This window comes from Aeromicrobium sp. EU05-FHT14F07 (assembly GCF_058790455.1).
In genome coordinates this window covers 1-18,011 of the sequence record NZ_JBYTCR010000019.1, presented here as the reverse complement: position 1 = coordinate 18,011, position 18,011 = coordinate 1, and the positions used below count along the sequence as shown (strand labels likewise).

General features: G+C 75.0%; 15 protein-coding genes and 1 riboswitch. Of the genes, 9 read left to right on the top strand and 6 right to left on the bottom strand.

Going from position 1 to position 18,011, the window contains the following annotated elements; genetic code table 11:
- Positions 1–66 precede the first annotated feature (66 nt).
- Complete coding sequence (locus AC3WRM_RS15370) at positions 67–1,488, top strand: hemolysin family protein (RefSeq protein ID WP_492249428.1); 1,422 nt, start codon at positions 67–69, stop codon at positions 1,486–1,488.
- On the top strand, positions 1,485–2,492 hold the full coding sequence (locus tag AC3WRM_RS15365) for a hemolysin family protein (RefSeq protein WP_492249429.1): 1,008 nt from the start codon (positions 1,485–1,487) through the stop codon (positions 2,490–2,492). The genes AC3WRM_RS15370 and AC3WRM_RS15365 overlap by 4 nt, the downstream gene beginning before the upstream one ends.
- Before the next feature lie 568 nt (positions 2,493–3,060).
- Here AC3WRM_RS15365 and AC3WRM_RS15360 read toward each other — a convergent pair.
- Positions 3,061–3,828: a cobalt-precorrin-4/precorrin-4 C(11)-methyltransferase gene (locus AC3WRM_RS15360; RefSeq protein WP_492249430.1), complete on the bottom strand. Its 768-nt coding sequence runs from the start codon at positions 3,826–3,828 to the stop codon at positions 3,061–3,063.
- Complete coding sequence (gene cbiE / locus AC3WRM_RS15355) at positions 3,825–5,054, bottom strand: precorrin-6y C5,15-methyltransferase (decarboxylating) subunit CbiE (protein WP_492249431.1); 1,230 nt, start codon at positions 5,052–5,054, stop codon at positions 3,825–3,827. The genes AC3WRM_RS15360 and cbiE overlap by 4 nt, the downstream gene beginning before the upstream one ends.
- A gap of 58 nt (positions 5,055–5,112) precedes the next feature.
- A riboswitch (cobalamin riboswitch) is annotated at positions 5,113–5,245 on the top strand.
- 22 nt (positions 5,246–5,267) lie between these two features.
- Between cbiE and AC3WRM_RS15350 the strand changes: the two genes are divergently transcribed.
- The 7 genes from AC3WRM_RS15350 (at position 5,268) to AC3WRM_RS15320 (ending at position 13,660) form a co-directional block, all read left to right on the top strand.
- Positions 5,268–7,298 (top strand): magnesium chelatase subunit D family protein, encoded by a 2,031-nt coding sequence (locus tag AC3WRM_RS15350; RefSeq protein ID WP_492249432.1) that lies wholly within the window; start codon positions 5,268–5,270, stop codon positions 7,296–7,298.
- Complete coding sequence (gene cobO / locus AC3WRM_RS15345; protein WP_492249433.1) at positions 7,298–7,912, top strand: cob(I)yrinic acid a,c-diamide adenosyltransferase; 615 nt, start codon at positions 7,298–7,300, stop codon at positions 7,910–7,912. Before AC3WRM_RS15350 ends, cobO begins: the two co-directional genes overlap by 1 nt.
- A 79-nt stretch (positions 7,913–7,991) precedes the next feature.
- Positions 7,992–10,529, top strand: a complete 2,538-nt coding sequence (gene cobBC, locus AC3WRM_RS15340) for a bifunctional hydrogenobyrinic acid a,c-diamide synthase/histidinol phosphate aminotransferase CobBC (protein ID WP_492249434.1) — start codon at positions 7,992–7,994, stop codon at positions 10,527–10,529.
- The gene (gene cobA / locus AC3WRM_RS15335; RefSeq protein WP_492249435.1) at positions 10,526–11,530 is read left to right on the top strand and encodes a uroporphyrinogen-III C-methyltransferase; all 1,005 of its coding nucleotides are present in this window, start codon (positions 10,526–10,528) and stop codon (positions 11,528–11,530) included. Before cobBC ends, cobA begins: the two co-directional genes overlap by 4 nt.
- Positions 11,527–11,958 (top strand): histidine phosphatase family protein, encoded by a 432-nt coding sequence (locus AC3WRM_RS15330; protein WP_492249436.1) that lies wholly within the window; start codon positions 11,527–11,529, stop codon positions 11,956–11,958. Before cobA ends, AC3WRM_RS15330 begins: the two co-directional genes overlap by 4 nt.
- Positions 11,955–12,710, top strand: a complete 756-nt coding sequence (locus AC3WRM_RS15325; RefSeq protein ID WP_492249437.1) for an adenosylcobinamide-GDP ribazoletransferase — start codon at positions 11,955–11,957, stop codon at positions 12,708–12,710. The genes AC3WRM_RS15330 and AC3WRM_RS15325 overlap by 4 nt, the downstream gene beginning before the upstream one ends.
- Positions 12,707–13,660, top strand: coding sequence for a cobalamin biosynthesis protein (locus AC3WRM_RS15320; protein ID WP_492249438.1), 954 nt, complete (start codon positions 12,707–12,709; stop codon positions 13,658–13,660). Before AC3WRM_RS15325 ends, AC3WRM_RS15320 begins: the two co-directional genes overlap by 4 nt.
- Here the strand turns inward: AC3WRM_RS15320 and AC3WRM_RS15315 are convergent.
- The 4 genes from AC3WRM_RS15315 to AC3WRM_RS15300 are packed head-to-tail and all read right to left on the bottom strand — an operon-like array spanning position 13,614 to position 17,543.
- Positions 13,614–14,345 carry a cobalt-precorrin-6A reductase gene (locus AC3WRM_RS15315; protein ID WP_492249439.1) on the bottom strand — a complete coding sequence of 244 codons (732 nt, stop codon included), beginning with the start codon at positions 14,343–14,345 and terminating at the stop codon, positions 13,614–13,616. The two genes, AC3WRM_RS15320 and AC3WRM_RS15315, sit on opposite strands and share 47 nt — an antisense overlap.
- Complete coding sequence (locus AC3WRM_RS15310) at positions 14,342–15,856, bottom strand: cobyric acid synthase (protein ID WP_492249440.1); 1,515 nt, start codon at positions 15,854–15,856, stop codon at positions 14,342–14,344. The genes AC3WRM_RS15315 and AC3WRM_RS15310 overlap by 4 nt, the downstream gene beginning before the upstream one ends.
- 44 nt (positions 15,857–15,900) lie before the next feature.
- Positions 15,901–16,497 carry a flavin reductase family protein gene (locus AC3WRM_RS15305; RefSeq protein ID WP_492249441.1) on the bottom strand — a complete coding sequence of 199 codons (597 nt, stop codon included), beginning with the start codon at positions 16,495–16,497 and terminating at the stop codon, positions 15,901–15,903.
- Entirely contained in the window at positions 16,494–17,543 is a 1,050-nt protein-coding gene (locus AC3WRM_RS15300) for an NAD(P)-dependent alcohol dehydrogenase (protein WP_492249442.1), read from the bottom strand. Before AC3WRM_RS15300 ends, AC3WRM_RS15305 begins: the two co-directional genes overlap by 4 nt.
- Positions 17,544–18,011: the final 468 nt, after the last annotated feature.

Sequence of the window (18,011 nt, the reverse complement as noted above, 5' to 3'; positions counted from 1 at the left end):
GAGAGCCATGGACCCCAGTCGAAGTCCCCAGACCGTGACCACCCGCGACCCGGAGAGGCGCGTGCGGTGATCACGGTCCTCCTCCTGCTGCTCGGCCTGCTGGTCGTGCTCGCCATCACCGCCGCGACGGGCTACTTCGTCGCCCAGGAGTTCGCCTACATGGCGGTCGACCGGTCGCGGCTCAACTCCCTCGCGGCGCAGGGCGACAAGGGCGCCCAGCGCGCCCTCGCGGTCACCAACCGCACGTCGTTCATGCTGTCCGGCGCCCAGCTCGGCATCACCGTCACGGGCCTGCTCGTCGGTTACGTCGCCGAGCCGCTCATCGGCCGCGCGTTCGGCGAGATCCTCGGCGGCGTCGGTGTGCCCACGGCGGTCGGCATCGGCATCGGCACGGTGCTCGCCCTCGTCTTCGCCACGTTCGTGCAGATGCTCTTCGGCGAGCTGTTCCCGAAGAACCTGGCGATCGCCCGGCCGGAGCCCGTCGCACGCTGGCTGGCGCGCTCCACGAACCTCTACCTTGCGGTCTTCGGCTGGCTGATCTGGTTCTTCGACCAGGCCTCGAACGTGCTGCTGCGCGCCCTGCGCATCGAGCCCGTGCACGACGTCGACAGCACGGCGACCGCACGCGACCTCGAGCACATCGTCGCCGAGTCGCGCGAGAGCGGCGACCTGCCGCGCGACCTGTCGCTGCTGCTCGACCGCGCCATCGACTTCCCGCGGCGCGACGTCGAGCACGCCATGATCCCGCGGTCGCGCGTCGACGTCGTCCGCCCCGACGACACCGTCGACGAGCTGCGCGAGCAGATGGCCACCGGTCACTCCCGCTACCCGGTACTGGACGACGACGACCGGCTGGTCGGCGTCGTGCACCTCGTCGACGTCATGACCGCCCGCGGCGGCACCGCGGCCCAGCTCGTGCGCGAGCCCGTGGTGGTGCCGGACGTCATGCTGCTGCCGGTCGCCCGGCAGACGCTCGAGGACGCGCGCCAGCAGCTGGCCTGCGTCATCGACGAGCACGGCGGCCTGGCCGGCGTGCTCACCATCGAGGACCTCGCCGAGGAGCTGGTCGGCGAGATCACCGACGAGCACGACGACGAACGTCCCCTCGCGGTCACCGACGGCGACGACGCCTGGCTGTTCTCCGGCGACGCGCCGCTCGACGAGGTCGAGCGCGTGATCGACCACGACCTGCCCGAGAACGACGAGGTCGAGACCGTGGCCGGCCTGGTCATCGCCGAGGCCGGCGTCCTGCCCGAGGTCGGGCACCACGTCGAGGTCGACCTGCCGCCCGACGCCGCGACGCTCGTCCTCGACGAGCAGCCCGACGCGCCGCGCCTGCGGCTCGAGGTGCTCGAGGTCGAGCACTACGTGCCGTCCTCCGTGCGGGTCAGCTGGGTCGTCCGACCCTACGAGGAGCCGTCCGAGGACGACGAGACCGACCTGCAACCCGATGCCGGACCCGCCGACGAGACCGAGGTGCCCCGATGATGAGCAACCCCTGGGTGGTCCTCGCGGTCACCGTCGCCATCATCGCGGCGAGCGCGTTCTTCGTCGCGATCGAGTTCGCGCTCCTCGCGGCCAAGCGCCACCGCCTCGAGGACGCGGCCCCGCACAGCCGGGCCGCGCGCGCCGCGCTGCGGTCGTCGTCGGAGCTCACGGTGCTGCTGGCCGGTGCGCAGCTGGGCATCACGCTCTGCGTGCTCGCGCTCGGCGCCACCGCCAAGCCCGCCGTGCACTACGCGCTGACGCCGCTGTTCGAGGACTGGGGCATGCCGTACTGGGTGGCCGACGCCGCCGGGTTCGTCATCGCCCTCGTCGTCATGACGTTCCTGCACCTCGTGGTCGGTGAGATGATGCCGAAGTCGTGGGCCATCGCCCACCCGGAGCGGTCGGCGACGATGCTCGCCATCCCGATGCGCGGCTTCATGTGGTTCACGCGGCCGATCCTCACGCTGCTGAACGAGGCCGCGAACCGCTGCCTGGTGATCGTCGGCGTCCAGCCGGTCGAGACGGTCTCCGGCGGGTCCACGCCCGACGACCTGCGTCACCTGGTGAAGCACTCGGCGGAGGCGGGTGCGCTGGACGCCGGGTACTCCGCGTCGCTCTCGCGCGCCCTCGGCCTGCGCGACCTCACCGTCGCCGACCTGCTGAAGCCGGGCTCGACGCCCACGTCGGTCCCGGCGGGCAGCACGGTCGCGGACGTGCAGGCCGCCGCGGAGCGCAGCGGGCACCTGCGGATCCTCGTCCTCGACGGCGGGGAGGTCTCCGGCGTCGTCCACGTGCGCGAGACGCTGGTGCGCGACGCCGACGAGGGCGTGGCCGACCTGGTGCGCGAGCCGTTCCACCTCGACCCGTCGACCCCGGTGCACGAGGCGCTCGCCGTCATGCGCGACACCAGCCAGCACCTCGCCGTCGTCCGCACCGAGCGCGGCGTCGGCGTGGTGACCCTCGCCGACGTCCTCCGCCGCCTCCTCGACGAGGTCCCCGCCTGACGCACTCGCTGGTCGAGTCGTGCGGGCGGCTCGACCCGCGATCCCGCTGGTCGAGTGCCTCCACGAGCGCTAGCGAGGGGAGGTGCTGGAGCCGTCGCACGAGGGGCGTAGTCGCGACGGAGCGAGACCATTCTGGGCGTTCGCTGGGAGGTGGGTCGCGCTGAGCCGTTGCCGGGTGGTCTCGATACGCACCGACGAGCTCGCTGGCGCTCGCCGTCGTTGCTACTCGACCGGCGAAGCCGTCCGCTGGTCGAGTAGTGCGGGCGCGCGAGGGACGAGCGTCGCCCGTGCGTATCGAGACCACTCTGGGCGGATCGGCGTGGGTGGGGTTGCGCTGAGCCGTTGCCGGGTGGTCTCGATACGCATCGACGTGCTCGCTGGCGCTCGCCGTCGGTGCTACTCGACCAGCGAAACGTTTCGCTGGTCGAGTAGTCGGCTCCGCCGAGGGACGAGGCGTGGGGCGACGTATCGAGACCGCTCCAGACGTTCGCTGGGGGTTGGGCCGCGCTGGGCCGTTGCCGGGTGGTCTCGATACGCGGCCACGACGCTCCTTCGTCGCGCGTGCCCGCTACTCGACCGGCGGGGGGCGGCGTTTGGAGGTGCGGTCGCGGGTGGGGGAGTAGAGGTAGGACTCCGCGCCGTCGGGGCGGGCCACCGCGGGGCCGACCAGGATGACCGCGGCCTGGCGCAGACCGGCGGCCTCGACCCGGTCGGCGACGTCGGCGAGGGTGCCGCGCAGCACGACCTCGGCCTCCTGCGACGCGTTCGCCACGACGGCGACGGGGGTGTCCTCCCCGAGGACCGCGGCGAGCCGCTCAGCCAGGGGTCGCGTGCGGGTGATCGCCAGGTGCAGGGCCAGCGTCGCGCCGGTGGCGGCGAAGGCCTCCAGCTCCTCAGTCGACGGCATCGCCGTGGACCGGGCCTGCGTGCGCGTCAGCACGACCGACTGCACGACCTCGGGCACGGTCAGCTCGACCCCGAGCCGGGCGGCCGCGGCAGCGTAGGCGGGCACCCCGGGCGTGACGTCCCAGGGCACGTGCGCCGCGTCCAGGCGTCGGGTCAGCTCGTGGAGGGCGGAGTACAGCGACGGGTCGCCCGACGACAGCCGGACCACCTCCAGACCCGCGCGGTGGGCGTCGACCACGACCTCGGTGATCTGGTCGAGGTCGAGGTCCTGCGTGTCGACGAGCCGCGCGTCGGGTCGGCAGTGCTCCAGCACGGCCTCGACGTAGGTGCCGGCGTAGACGACGACGTCGGCCCGCTCCAGCAGCCGCGCGGCGCGGACGGTGAGCAGGTCGGCGGCGCCCGGTCCGGCCCCCACCACGTGCACGGTCATGCCTGTGCCCCCTTGACGACGGAGTACTGCGTGACGGCCCGGGCCGGCGTCCACGACGTGAAGGTGCCGAGCGGCGCGGCGGTCTCCACGAGCAGGCGCACCAGCTCGCCCCCGACCCTGCCGCGCCACGCGACGAGCAGCTGCTCGGTCTCGAGCGTCACGCCGTGGACGACGAGCCGTCCACCGGGTCGCAGCGCCGCCCAGCAGGCGTCGAGCACGCCGTCGACGGTGGCACCCCCGCCGACGAACACCGCGTCGGGGGCGTCGAGACCCTCGAGCGCGTCCGGCGCTGGGCCCGCCACGACGCGCAGGTCGGGGACGCCGAGCGTGCGAGCGTTCCGACCGATCCGCTCGGCCCGCTCCGGGTCGCGCTCGACCGCCACCGCCCGGCACGACGGGTGCGTGCGCGACCACTCGACGGCGACGGAGCCGGCACCGGCGCCGACGTCCCACAGCAGCGCCCCAGGGGTCGGGGCGAGGCGGGCGAGGGCGCTCGCGCGGACGTCGCGCTTGGTCACCTGGCCGTCGTGCTCGAAGGCGTCGTCGGGCAGGCCGGGCACGAGCGGCAGCACGCGGGCACCGTCGTCGACCTGCACGGCGAGCACGGTGAGCGGTCCGACGTCCGCCGACCACGTGGCGGCGACGCCGTCGACCCGGCTCTCGTCGTCCGCGCCGAGGTTCGTGAGGGCACTGAGGCCGCTCGTGCCGTACCCCTGCGACGCGAGCAGCGCGGCCACCTGCGACGGGGTCGACGCGTCGGAGCAGAGCACGAGCAGCCGGGCGCCGGGGTGCAGACGCGTGACGAGGCGGTGCACGTCGCGGCCCACCAGCGTGACCACCTCCGACGTCTCCGCCGACCACCGCATGCGGGCGCGGGCGAGCGCCGCCGACGAGACGCCGGGCAGCACCTCCACGCGGTCGGCGCCGAGCAGCGACACGAGGGTCGTCCCGATCCCCGAGACGAGCGGGTCGCCGGACGCGAGCGCGACGACCCGGCGCCCGTCCAGCTCGTCGAGCAGCGCCGGCAGTCCCTCGCGCAGCGGCGACGGCCACGTCCGACGCTCCGCCGTGACGTCGGCCGGCACGAGCGCGAGGTGCCGCTCGCCGCCGAGGAGCACCTCGGCGGCCTCGACCGCGGCGCGACGGGCGACGTCGAGGCCGGCCCAGCCGTCCGCCCCGACGCCCACGACGACGACGGGGCCGGTGGCTCGACGGGGGGTGCTCATGTCCGGCGAGGCTAGTGCCTGCACACGGACCCGGCGTGCCCCGGTAGCCTGGCTCGGACAAACTGCACACGCGCGAGGTGCCCCAGACGGTTGGGGAGAATCGGGAAGCCGGTGGAAGTCCGGCACAGGGTCCGCTGCGGTGACCACCTGGAGGTGGAAGTCCGAAGACCGGCCTCGCGCCGCACCAGCCATGGCGATCGAGCGGGAGCCCTCATGCCACAGCACTACCCCTTCACCGCCGTCGTCGGTGCCGAGCCCGACCACCTGGACGACATGGCGCTGGCCCTCGTCCTCACGACGATCTCGCCCGCGATCGGCGGGGTGCTGGTGCGCGGCGAGAAGGGCACGGCCAAGTCGACGCTCGTGCGGGCGCTCGCCGCGGTGCTCCCGCCCATCGACGTCGTGAAGGGCGACCGGTTCTCCAGCGACCCCGCCGACCCGGCACCGCTCTCGCCCGACGGTCCGTTCGGTCCCGACCCGGAGTCCGAGACGCGGCCGGTGCGGCTCGTCGAGCTGCCCGTCGGTGCCACCGAGGACCGTGTGCTCGGCTCCCTCGACCTCGAGCAGGCGCTCGGCAGCGGCGTCACCCGCTACGAGCCCGGTCTGCTCGCCCGCGCGCACCGTGGCGTGCTGTACGTCGACGAGGTCAACCTGCTGCACGACCACCTCGTCGACCTGCTGCTCGACGCCGCCGCGATGGGTCGCTCGACGGTCGAGCGCGACGGCGTGTCCGTCGAGCACGCTGCCCGGTTCGTGCTGATCGGCACCATGAACCCCGAGGAGGGCGAGCTGCGCCCGCAGCTGCTCGACCGCTTCGGCCTGGCCGTCGAGGTGGCCGCCCCGCGCGACCCGCAGGCGCGTGTGGAGGTCGTGCGCCGCCGGCTCGCGTTCGACGCCGACCCCGTCGGTTTCTCCGCCCGCTTCGCCGAGCAGGACGCCGCGCTCACCGAACGCATCAGCCGCGCGCAGCAGCTCGTGGCCGACGTCGCGCTCGACGACGCCACGCTGCTCTCGATCGCCGAGCTGTGCGCGGCCTTCGAGGTCGACGGCCTGCGTGCCGACATCGTCACCGCACGCACGGCCGCCGCGCACGCCGCCTGGCACGGCCGCACCACCATCACCCGCGACGACGTCCGCGCCGCCGCCCGCCTGGCGCTGCCACACCGCCGACGCCGCAACCCGTTCGACGAGACGGGCCTCGACGAGTCGCAGCTCGACGACCTGCTCGGACCGGACGAGCCGCCCGCAGGCGGGCCCGACGACGGTCCCGAGGGTCCCGACGACGGGGGCCCTGACGGTGGGGGTCCCGACGGCGGACCTGGAGGCACGCCCGAGAGCGCGTCGGACGCCTCGGCACCCGCCACCCCGCCCACGCCGCCCGGGGGCGACGCCCCGGAGGGTTCCGGTCAGGCGCAGGAGTCGACGGTGGGAGCCGGCGAGCCCGTGCGGGCACGGCTGCTGCAGGTCGACGGCGTCGGTGCCGGGGTCTCGGGCCGACGCTCGCGGGCGATCACCGACGACGGTCGCCGCATCGGCGCGCGCACGCCGGCGGGTCGTTCGGGCTCGCTGCACCTCGTCGAGACCGTGCGCGCCGCCGCCCCGCACCAGCACGCCCGCGGCCGTGCCGACGGCGGCCGGGTGCTGCTGCGTCCCGCCGACCTGCGCGTGGCCGTGCGCGAGGGCCGCGAGTCCAACCTCGTGCTGCTGTGCGTCGACGCCTCCGGCTCGATGGCCGCGCGCCGCCGCATGGAGCAGGTCAAGACCGCCGTCCTGTCGCTCCTGCTCGACGCGTACCAGCGTCGCGACAAGGTCGGCCTGGTGACCTTCCGCGGCGCCACCGCCTCGCTCGACCTGCCGCCCACCTCGTCGGTCGACGTCGCCGCGCGCCGGCTCGAGGAACTGCCCGCGGGCGGCCGCACGCCGCTCGCCGAGGGTCTGGCCACGGCGGCCGACGCCCTGCGCCTGGAGGCCATCCGCGACCCGCTGCGCCGGCCCCTGCTCGTCGTCGTCACCGACGGCCGGGCCACGTCGGGCCCCGACGCGCTGGCCCGTGCCCACCGCGCCGCCGACCACGTGCGCGCCACCCGCGTGGCGTCCGTCGTCGTCGACTGCGAGACCGGCGGCTTCCGCCTCGGCCTGGCCGGCGTGCTCGCCGACCGCCTCGGCGCGCAGCACCTGCCGCTCGGCGAGGTGAGCGCCGACGCGCTCACCAGCGCCGTCCGCAGCGTCAAGGAGGTGGCCTGATGCCCCAGGGCCAGCCCCTGGTCGTGCCCGACGACGGCCTCACCACCCGCCAGCGCCGCAACCGTCCGCTCGTCATGGTCCACACCGGGCCCGGCAAGGGGAAGTCGACCGCCGCGTTCGGGCTCGCGATGCGCGCCTGGAACCAGGGCTGGAAGGTCGGCGTGTTCCAGTTCGTCAAGTCCGCCAAATGGCGCGTCGGCGAGCAGAGCGTGCTCGAGCACCTCGGCCGCCTGCACGAGACGGAGGGCGTCGGCGGACCCGTCGAGTGGCACAAGATGGGGTCCGGCTGGTCGTGGTCGCGCAAGTCCGGCACCGAGGACGACCACGCCGTCGCCGCCGCCGAGGGCTGGGCCGAGATCAAGCGCCGGCTCGCCACCGAGACCCACGACCTGTACGTACTCGACGAGTTCACCTACCCGATGAAGTGGGGCTGGGTCGACGTCGACGACGTCGCCGACACCCTCGCCTCGCGCCCCGGCCGTCAGCACGTGGTGATCACCGGCCGCGACGCCGCCCCCCGGCTCCTGGAGGTCGCCGACCTCGTCACCGAGATGACGAAGGTCAAGCACCCCATGGACGTCGGCCAGAAGGGTCAGCGAGGCATCGAGTGGTGAGCATCCAGCGTGGGTCGACCCGACGTCCGGCAGGGGTGCCGGGCCCTGGGCGGCAGAAGGCGGAGCGGGGGATCGAGTGGTGAACCTGCCCCGCCTCGTGGTCGCCGCACCCGCGTCGGGCCACGGGAAGACCACCATCGCGACCGGCCTCATGGCCGCGCTGTCGCGCTCGGGGCACCGCGTCTCCGGCCACAAGGTCGGACCCGACTACATCGACCCCGGCTACCACGAGCTGGCCACGGGCCTGCCCGGCCGCAACCTCGACCCGCACCTGGCGGGCGAGGAGCGGCTGCTGCCGCTGCTGCTGCACGGCGCCGCGGGCTCCGACCTCGCCGTCGTCGAGGGCGTCATGGGCCTGCACGACGGCATGCTCGGCGCCGACGGCTACGCGTCGACGGCGCACGTCGCGCGGGCCACCCGCAGTCCCGTGGTGCTCGTGGTCGACGTGTCGTCGGCGTCGCGGTCCATCGCGGCGCTGGTGCACGGCATGGTCACCTTCGACACGTCCGTGCGGGTCGCCGGGGTCATCCTCAACAAGGTCGGCTCCACCCGTCACGCCGACGAGGTCGTCCGCGCGCTGGAGGGCACGGGTGTGCCCGTGCTGGGCATCGTGCACCGCGACGACGGCGTGGTGGCACCGTCGCGCCACCTCGGGCTCGTGCCGGCGGAGGAGCGCGACGACGCCGTGGCGGCGCTCGACCGGCTCGCCGCGCGGGTGGCCAAGGCCGTCGACCTGGAGGAGGTCGTGCGCATCGCGCAGTCCGCGCCGCCGCTCACCGGCGAGGCGTGGGACCCGGCGGCGGAGACCGCGCCGCACGTGTCGGCCGTGCCGCCGCAGCGTCGCGTCGTCGCGGTCGCGGGCGGCCGGTCGTTCACGTTCCGGTACGCCGAGACCGCCGAGCTGCTCGACGCCCTCGGCTGCGACGTGCGCGTCTTCGACCCGCTGCACGACGAGAAGCTGCCGGAGGGGACGTCGGGCCTCTACCTCGGCGGGGGCTTCCCCGAGGTGCACGCCGCCACCATCTCGGCGAACGAGCCGCTGCGGCACGCCATCGCCGACGCCGTCGCCGCGGGCGTGCCGACCGTGGCCGAGTGCGCCGGTCTGCTGTACCTGTGCCGCACGCTCGACGGCGCGCCCATGGTCGGCGCGCTGCCCGCGGACGCTGCCATGACCCCGCGGCTGACGCTGGGTTACCGCACCGCCGTCGCGCCCGAGGAGCACCTGCTCGCGCCGACCGGGGGCCGGGTGACGGGCCACGAGTTCCACCGCACGCACGTCACCCCGGCCCACCTCGGGGCGGACGACCCGGACGCGGGCCTCTCCGTCGCCTGGACGAGCGCGCACGGCCCGGCCGGCTTCGCCAGCCCGACGCTGCACGCGTCCTACCTGCACACCCACTGGGCCGGCCACCCCCGCATGGCCGCCCGCTTCGCGGCGGCCGTCCACGCCCTCCCGCGTGGCGTGGAGGCTCTCGCTGGTCGAGTAGCCGGTGCGGGCGAGGGACGAGCCTCGCACCGGCGTATCGAGACCACCCGGCAACAGCTCAGTGAGAGCCGACCCCCAGCGACGGCCTGGAGTGGTCCCGACGTGTCGACCAGCGCAGTGGACCCCCTCCGCCACCACGGCGACGCGGAGGCGACGGAGGGCCTCCTCGACCTCGCCGTCAACGTGCACGACGGACCTCGACCGACCTGGCTCGACGACGCCCTGCGCGGCGCGCTCGAGCACGTCGGCCGCTATCCCGACGCACGCGAGGCCGAGGCGGCGGTCGCCCACCGGCACACCCGACCGGTCGAGGAGGTGCTGGCCACGGCCGGCGCCGCCGAGGCGTTCACGCTGCTCGCGCGGGCGCGACCCTGGCAGCACCCGGTGGTCGTGCACCCGCAGTTCACCGAGCCCGACGTCGCCCTGCGCCAGGCCGGGCACACGCCGCGCCACGTGCTCCTCGGGCACGACTTCGCGCTCGAGCCCGACGCCGTCCCCGACGCCGCCGACCTCGTGGTCGTCGGCAACCCGACCAACCCGACCGGCGTGCTGCACCCGGCGTGGGCGCTGCGTGCGCTGGTCCGTCCGGGGCGCGTCGTCGTGGTCGACGAGGCGTTCATGGACGCCGTGCCCGGGGAGTCGGCCTCGCTCGCCGACGCACGTCTGCCGGGCGTGCTGGTGCTGCGCAGCCTCACGAAGCTCTGGAGCATCCCCGGCGTCCGCGCCGGCTACGTCCTCGGCGACGCCGACCTGGTCGCCGACCTGCGCGCCCAGCAGCCCCCGTGGTCGGTGTCGGCGCACGCCACCGCCGCGATCGTCGCCTGCACCTCCGACGACGCCCGCGCGGAGGCCGCCCGCCGCGCCTCGCAGGTCGCCCGGGACCGTGCCGTGCTGACCGACGGTCTCGACGCCCTCGGCGTGCGTCACCTGCCGTCCGCGGCGCCGTTCGTGCTGGCCGAGGTCGGGCCGGGCGTGCACGGCGCCCTCCGGGACGCGGGGTGGGCCGTCCGCCGCGCCGACACCTTCCCCGGTCTCGACGACCGCTGGGTGCGGGTCGCCGTCCGCGCGCCCGACGTCGCCCGCCGCTTCCTCGCAGCTCTCGAGGTCGTCCTGCAGGAGGTCCGCCCGTGAGTCGGGTGCTCGTCGTGGGCGGCGGTCTGCGTGCCGCGGCCGCCGTCTCCGCGCACCTCGCGCAGGGCGACACGGTCACGGTGGTCGCCGAGGAGCTGGTCGCCACCCTCGAGGACCTCGCCGACCGGGGCCTCATGGCCTGGCACGCGCGCGACCTCGTCCTCGACGACGTGCTCGCCGCCGACGTCGTGCTGCGTCGCCCGGACCAGCCGTCGGGCTCCCCGGAGGACGCGGTCACGCCCGGGGCGTCCCTGTCGGGCGACACCCCGCCCGGGCAGGTCGGCGAGGTCGTGCTCGTCGGCGCCGGCCCCGGCGACCCCGACCTCATGACGGTCGGCGGCCAGCGCGCGCTCGCCGAGGCCGACGTCGTCGTCACCGACCGGCTCGTGCCCCTCGCGGCGCTCGAGATCGTGCGCCCCGACGCGCTCGTCGTCGACGTGGCCAAGGTGCCCGGCGGCCGGTCCACGCCGCAGGAGACCATCAACGAGCTGCTGGTCGAGCACGCGAAGGCCGGTCGTCGCGTCGTCCGGCTCAAGGGCGGCGACCCGTTCGTGTTCGGACGCGGCGGCGAGGAGATGCTGGCCTGCGTCGCGGCGGGCGTCCCCGTGCGGGTGGTCCCCGGTGTCACGTCGTCGGTGTCGGCGCCCGCGCTGGCCGGCATCCCCGTGACCCACCGCGGCACCACGCAGGGCTTCACGGTCGTCTCGGGCCACGTGCCGCCCGGGCACCCCGACGGCACCGTCGACTGGAAGGCGCTCGCCTCCACCGGCACCACCCTCGTCGTGCTCATGGGCGTGCGCACGCTGCCGGCCATCGCGGAGGCCCTCGTGCAGGGCGGCCTCGACCCGCGCACGCCCGCCGCGGTCGTGGCCGACGCGGGGCTGCCGAGCCAGCGTCGCGTAGACGGGACGGTGGCGACCATCGCCGACGTCGTCGCCGAGAGCGGCATCGGCGCACCCGCCGTCACCGTGGTCGGGCACGTCGTGGACGTCCTGTCGTGATCCGGCTGTTCTGGATGCGCCACGGCGAGTCCACCTGGAACGTCGCCGGCCGCGAGCAGGGCCGGACCGCCCACCCGCCGCTCACCGAGCGGGGGCGTGCCCAGGTCGTCGCCGCCGCAGGGACGCTGACGCAGTCGGGCGTGACCGCCGTGGTCTGCTCGCCGCTGGTCCGGGCGCGCGAGAGCGCCGACCTGGTCGCCGCCCACCTGGGACTCGACGTCGTGGAGGACCCGCTGCTCGTCGAGCGGGGCCTGGACGAGACGGTCGACGACGTGGTGGAGCGGATCAGCACCTTCCTCGCCCGTCCGCCGCTCGACAGCACCCTGGTGGTCAGCCACGGCGACCTCATCGCCTACGCGCATGCCCTCCTGACGGGGTCCACGCCTAGCCTGCCCGAGAACGCCGAGGTCCGGGTGACGGTGTCGTGACCCTCGACGCCTGGCGGCTCGCCGTCGGCACGCTCAGCGCCTGGCCGGTGCGGCCGCCCGGCCCGGTCGACCGCGGTGTCGCCGGCCGGGCGATGCTGCTCGCGCCGCTCGCCGTCCTCCCGCTGGCCGTGGCCGCCACCCTGCTCGTGCTGGTCGCCGACGCCGCCGGCCTCGCCCCGCTCGTCACGGGCCTGCTCGTCGTCGGGCTCCTCGCGCTCGGCACCCGGGCGTTCCACCTCGACGGCCTCGCGGACACCGCCGACGGGCTCACGTCGTCCTACGACCGCGACCGCACGCTCGCCGTCATGCGCTCGGGCGACGTGGGGCCCGCCGGGGCCGCCGCCCTGGTGCTGGTGCTCGGGCTGCAGGCCGCGGGCGTGGCGGCGCTCGCCGCGTCCGACGCCGCCCTGCTCGTCGGCGCGGCCGTGCTCCTCTCGCGGGGGAGCCTCGCGCTCGCCTGCGCCCGACCGGTGCCGGCCGGTGAGGGCTCCCGGCTGGGCGTCGTGGTCGCGGGCACCGTGCCGGTCGTCGCCGCCTTGGCCGCCCTGGCCGTCTGGACCGCCGTGCTCGTGGGCAGCGGCCTGCTGGTCGACGTGCCCTGGTGGCGCACCCTCGCGGCCACGGCGGCGGCCCTGGCCGTCCTGACGCTGCTCCTGCTGAGGGCTCGGCGTCGCATCGGCGGGGTCACCGGCGACGTGCTCGGTGCCGGGGTCGAGCTCGCACTCGCCGCCGTGCTGGCGGTGCTGTCGTGACGGCACCGGGCGCCAGGGCCGCCGGACTCGTCCTGGGCTTCGCCGCCGACCGTCTCCTCGGCGACCCGCAGCGCCTCCACCCGGTCGCCGGGTTCGGTCGCGCGGCGGCCGCCCTCGAACGTCGGACCTACGCCGACCGGCGTGCCGCGGGCGTCGTGCACGTCGGCCTGCTCGTCGGCGGCAGCGCGCTGGCGGGCGTCGTCGCGCAGGCCGCCGCGAGACGTCGCGGGTCCGTGGCCGAGACGCTGGTGGTGGCCGGATGCACCTGGGCCGTCCTCGGCGGCCGCTCCCTCGAGCGCGAGGCGCTCGCCGTGCACGACCACCTCGTCGCCGACGACCTGCCGGCCGCCCGCCAGCGCGTCACGCACCTCGTCGGCCGCGACCCGAGCGTCCTCGACACCGGCGGCGTCGCGCGCGCCACCGTCGAGTCGGTGGCCGAGAACACCTCCGACGCGGTCGTCGCCCCCCTCGTGGCCGGGGCCGTGGCCGGGGTGCCGGGCCTGCTCGCGTACCGCGCCGCGAACACGCTCGATGCCATGGTCGGGCACCGCACGCCGCGTCTCGAGCGGTTCGGGTGGGCCGCCGCGCGGCTCGACGACCTGCTCAACCTCGTGCCCGCCCGGCTGTCCGCCGCCCTCGCCGCGGTGGCGGCCCCGATCGTCGGCGGCAGCCCCTCGGCGGCCGTCCGTGCCTGGGCGCGCGACGCCCGGCACCACCCCAGCCCCAACGCGGGCCCCGTCGAGGCGGCGTTCGCCGGGGCGCTCGGCGTGCAGCTGGGCGGCGTCAACGTCTACTTCGGGCGCACCGAGGACCGGCACACGCTGGGCGACGGTCGCCCGGCCGCCCCCGCCGACGTCGCCCGCGCCACCCGGCTCGCGTGGCTGGTCGACGTCGGTGCGCTCCTCAGCTGTGCGCTCGCGCCCAGGCTGCTGCGTCGTCGACGTCGCTGACCGTCTCCACGCCCTCGGGCGGTGCCGGGCGACGCACGACCACGACGGCGGCACCGCGCTCCGCGGCGACGTCGAGCTTCGCCACCGTGTGGTCGCCCCCGGAGTCCTTGGTCACGACGACGTCGACGGCGTGCTCCGCGAGCAGGGAGCGCTCCGACGCCAGGTCGTAGGGACCGCGGCTCTGCAGCAGCGTCCAGGCCTGGGGCAGCGGCACCTCCGGCTCGTCGACCACCCGCACGAGGGCCGGGACGTCGCGCAACGGCTCCACGAAGGGCGCGAGACCCTGCCGGCCGATGCTCAGGAACGGCCGGTGCCCGAGCGCCGCCGTCGCGGTCGCGGCCTCCTCGTGGGAGTCGACCCAGTGCCACCGCTCCGCGTCCGGGCGGGTCGCCCAGCCCGGACGCTCGAGCCGCAGCAGCGGCACGCCCTCGGCCGCGCAGGCCAGCGCCGCGTTGCGCGAGATGCCGGCCGCGAACGGGTGCGTCGCGTCGACCACCGCGGCCACCCCCTCGTCGCGCAGGTAGGCCCGCAGGCCGTCCACACCCCCGAACCCGCCGATCCGCGTCGCGCCGACCGGCATCCGCGGGCGGGCGACGCGACCAGCCAACGACGACGTGAACCGCAGCCCCTCGAGGGACCGCGCGAGCGCGCGGGCCTCGGCCGTGCCGCCCAGCAGCAGCATCATGCGACGCTCCCCGCACCTGGGGGCAGCAGCGGCAGGTCGGCGGGCGCGCCGTCGCGGGCAAGCGTCCAGAGCGCGTCGACGTCGAGGTGCTCCTCGACGAGGTCGCCCAGCCGGTCCAGCCGCGCCTCGCGCAGCGCCCCGAAGGACACGTCGGAGTCCGGGAGCGTCGTGCCCGCGGCAGCCGCCACCTCCGCGAGGAACGCGTGCCGGAACGCGTCGCCCTCGAGGCTGCCGTGCCACATGGTGCCCATCACCGCGCCGCGTCGCGCGCCGGCCAGGAACTCCTCGTCGGCACCCCGCGCGATGCGGCCGTGGTGGATCTCGTAGCCCGTCGTCGTCGCGCCCAGCGCCTCCCCGACCGGCAGCCGCAGCACCTTCTCCGTGCCGAAGGTCGTCTCCACGTCGAGCAGCCCCAGGCCCTCCACGCTGCGCGGCGTCGGCGCCTCGACCGCGTCAGGGTCGTGCACGTGGCGTCCGAGCATCTGGAACCCGCCGCAGATCCCCAGCACCGGACGTCCGGCGCGCGCGTGCGCCACCACGGCACGGTCCAGGCCCCGCGACCTCAGCCACGCCAGGTCGTCGATGGTGGCGCGGGTGCCCGGCAGCACGACCAGGTCGGCGTCCGCGACGTCGCGCGGGTCCGACACGAACACGACGTCGACGCCGGGCTCCACGCCCAGGGCGTCGACGTCGGTGAAGTTGCTGATCCGCGGCAGGCGCACCACCGCGACCCGCAGGGCCCCCGCCGTGCCGGAGCGTCGCCCCTCCAGGTCGAGCGCGTCCTCGGAGTCGAGCCACAGCGTCGGGTCCCACGGGAGCACGCCCAGGAACGGCCGACCGGTGAGCTCCGTGAGCCGGTCGAGGCCCGGCTCCAGCAGCGAGACCTCCCCGCGGAACTTGTTGACCACGAACCCCGCCACGAGCGCCTGGTCGGCGGAGTCGAGCAGGGCCACCGCCCCGTGCAGCGCGGCGAACAGCCCGCCACGGTCGATGTCGCCCACCACGACCACCGGCATCCGTGCGTGCTGCGCGAGACCGAGGTTCACGTAGTCCGACGCGCGCAGGTTGATCTCGGTCGGCGACCCCGCCCCCTCGGCCACGACCACGTCGTACCGGCCGGCCAGGTCGTCGAACGCCGCGTGGGCGGCCTGCGCGAGATGACGCCGTCCCTCGACGAAGTCCGTCGCGTCCACGACCCCGCCCGGTCGGCCCATGACCACGGCGTGGCTGCGACGGTCGCTGCCCGGCTTCAGCAGCACCGGGTTCATCGCCACCTCGGGCGTCGCCCGTGCCGCGAGCGCCTGCACCCACTGGGCGCGGCCGATCTCGCCGAAGCCGCCGTCCGCGTCGCCCCCCAGCGGGACGACCATCGAGTTGTTCGACATGTTCTGCGCCTTGTAGGGCGCGACCCGGAGCCCGCGGCGCGCGAACGCGCGGCACACGCCGGTCGTCACGACGCTCTTGCCCGCGTCCGACGTCGTCCCGGCGACCAGCAACCCAGGTGTGCGCACCTGGGCAGACTACCCACCGCCCCCGGACCGACCGGTCCCGCGACCTACGGCGTGCTCGTCGGCCGGGGAAGCGTGAACGGGACGCTGGGCGGTGCCCACTCCTCCTTGCCGAGGCGAGTCATCGGCGCCAGCCGGTCGAACTCGGGGTGGCCGTCGACGAGCACGTGGTCGGCGACGCTGAACAGCAGCACCTCGGCGAGCACGAGCGTCGAGTCGCCGAGCTCGGTGGTCGAGTGCAGCCGGCACTCGATCGACGCGGGGGAGTCGACGACGCGCCGGGGCGCGACCAGCTCGCTCGGCTCCGTCGCCAGCCCCAGCGCCTCCGCCTCGTCGACCCCGTGCTCGTACGGCGCGCTCGACCCGTTGACGGCGTCGGTGAGGGGCTGCGTGGCCAGGTTCACGACCAGCTCACCGGTCTCGCGCACGTTGCGCAGCGTGTCCTTCTCGCCCACCGACGTGAACGCGAGGATCGGCGGCTCCGCGCACGCGACCGTGAAGAACGAGTGCGGCGCGAGGTTGCCCCGACCCTGCGCGTCGACGGTGCTGATCCAGGCGATGGGCCGGGGGACGACGAGGGCGGTCATCAACCGGTACGGCTGGACGCCCTCGTCGCCCACCCGCAGGCTGGTGCGCAGGCTCACCGGGCGAGGGTGGCGACGTCGATGACGGCGCGGTAGCGCACGTCGCCGTCGACGACCCGGTCGTAGTACTCGTCGACCTGGTCGGCGGAGATGACCTCGACGGTGGCGGTGATGTCGTGCTCGGCGCAGAAGTCGAGCATCTCCTGGGTCTGCGGCAGGCCGCCGACCATCGAGCCCTCGACGGCGCGTCGCATGGTCAGCAGCGAGAAGGCACCGACCTCGAGCGCGTCGCTGGGGGCGCCGAGGTTGATCATCCGGCCGCCGCGGTCGAGCAGGCCGAGGTACTCGTCGAGGGGGACGGACGCGCCGACGGTGTTGAGGATGACGTCGAAGGAGCCGCGCAGCCTCTTCAGCGCCCCCTTCTCCTCGGTGGCGACGTACTCGGACGCGCCGAACGCGAGGCCGTCCTCCTTCTTGGCGTCGGTGCGGCTGAGCACGGTGACCTTCGCGCCGAGCGCGGCGGCGATCTTGACGGCCACGTGGCCGAGCCCGCCCATGCCGATGACGCCGACGCGGGAGCCCTCCGTGACGCCGTGGCGCACGAGCGGGGCGTACGTGGTGATGCCGGCGCACAGCAGCGGCGTGGTGCCGGCGAGGTCGACGCCGTCGGGCACCTTCACCGCGAAGTGGTCGCGGACGACGACCTGCTCGCTGTAGCCGCCGTACGTCACCTCGCCGTCGTAGGTCTTGGCGGAGTAGGTCTGCACGACGCCTTGGTCGCAGAACTGCTCCTCGCCGTCCTGGCAGGCGTCGCACTCCAGGCACGAGTCGACGAAGCAGCCGACGCCGACCGTGTCGCCGACGGCGTGGGCGGTGACGTCGGAGCCGACCTCCTCGACCGAGCCGATGATCTCGTGACCCGGCGTCATCGGGAAGATCCCGGCGCCCCACTCGTCGCGCGCCTGGTGGATGTCGGAGTGGCAGATCCCGGCGTACCTGATCTTGATGCGCACGTCGTTCGGCTTCAGGTCGCGTCGCTCGAGGTCGACGGTCTCGAACGGCTTCCCGGCGTCGGGCACGGACAGGGCGGAGACGGTGGTGGTCATGTCCTCCACGGTAGGCACGCCCCCCTCCCCCCGCAGCGCGAGCGAGCAGCATCACGTCCGCCCCCCGCTGATCTGTCGGGCGGTCCCGCTCCGTCGAGACGAGCTCGCTGGCGCTACTACTCGACCGGCGATACCGCTGGTCGAGTAGTCGACGCCGCGACGAAGGAGCGGGCGGCGGCGTATCGAGACCACTCCAAGCGGTCGCTGGGAGCAGGCCCGCGCTGATCCGTTGCCGGGTGGTCTCGATACGTCCGAGCCTCGCAAGCTCGCTCGGACTACTCGACCAGCGGAACGTTCCGCTGGTCGAGTAGTCGGCTCCGCCGAGGGACGAGGCGTGGGGCGACGTATCGAGACCACTCTGAGCTGTCGCTGGGGGTTGGTCCACGCTGAGCCGTTGCCGGGTGGACGTTCCTATATCGCGTCAAGTGCTCGTAGGTCGGCTTTGAGGGCTCCGTGGAGTTCGCGGGC

Excerpts from the sequence above, each read along its gene's own strand:
- AC3WRM_RS15365 (WP_492249429.1), top strand. The coding sequence starts at position 1,485 with ATGATGAGCAACCCCTGGGTGGTCCTCGCGGTCACCGTCGCCATCATC.
- AC3WRM_RS15360 (WP_492249430.1), bottom strand. The coding sequence starts at position 3,828 with ATGACCGTGCACGTGGTGGGGGCCGGACCGGGCGCCGCCGACCTGCTC.
- cbiE (WP_492249431.1), bottom strand. The coding sequence starts at position 5,054 with ATGAGCACCCCCCGTCGAGCCACCGGCCCCGTCGTCGTCGTGGGCGTC.
- AC3WRM_RS15350 (WP_492249432.1), top strand. The coding sequence starts at position 5,268 with ATGCCACAGCACTACCCCTTCACCGCCGTCGTCGGTGCCGAGCCCGAC.
- cobO (WP_492249433.1), top strand. The coding sequence starts at position 7,298 with ATGCCCCAGGGCCAGCCCCTGGTCGTGCCCGACGACGGCCTCACCACC.
- AC3WRM_RS15315 (WP_492249439.1), bottom strand. The coding sequence starts at position 14,345 with ATGATGCTGCTGCTGGGCGGCACGGCCGAGGCCCGCGCGCTCGCGCGG.
- AC3WRM_RS15300 (WP_492249442.1), bottom strand. The coding sequence starts at position 17,543 with ATGACCACCACCGTCTCCGCCCTGTCCGTGCCCGACGCCGGGAAGCCG.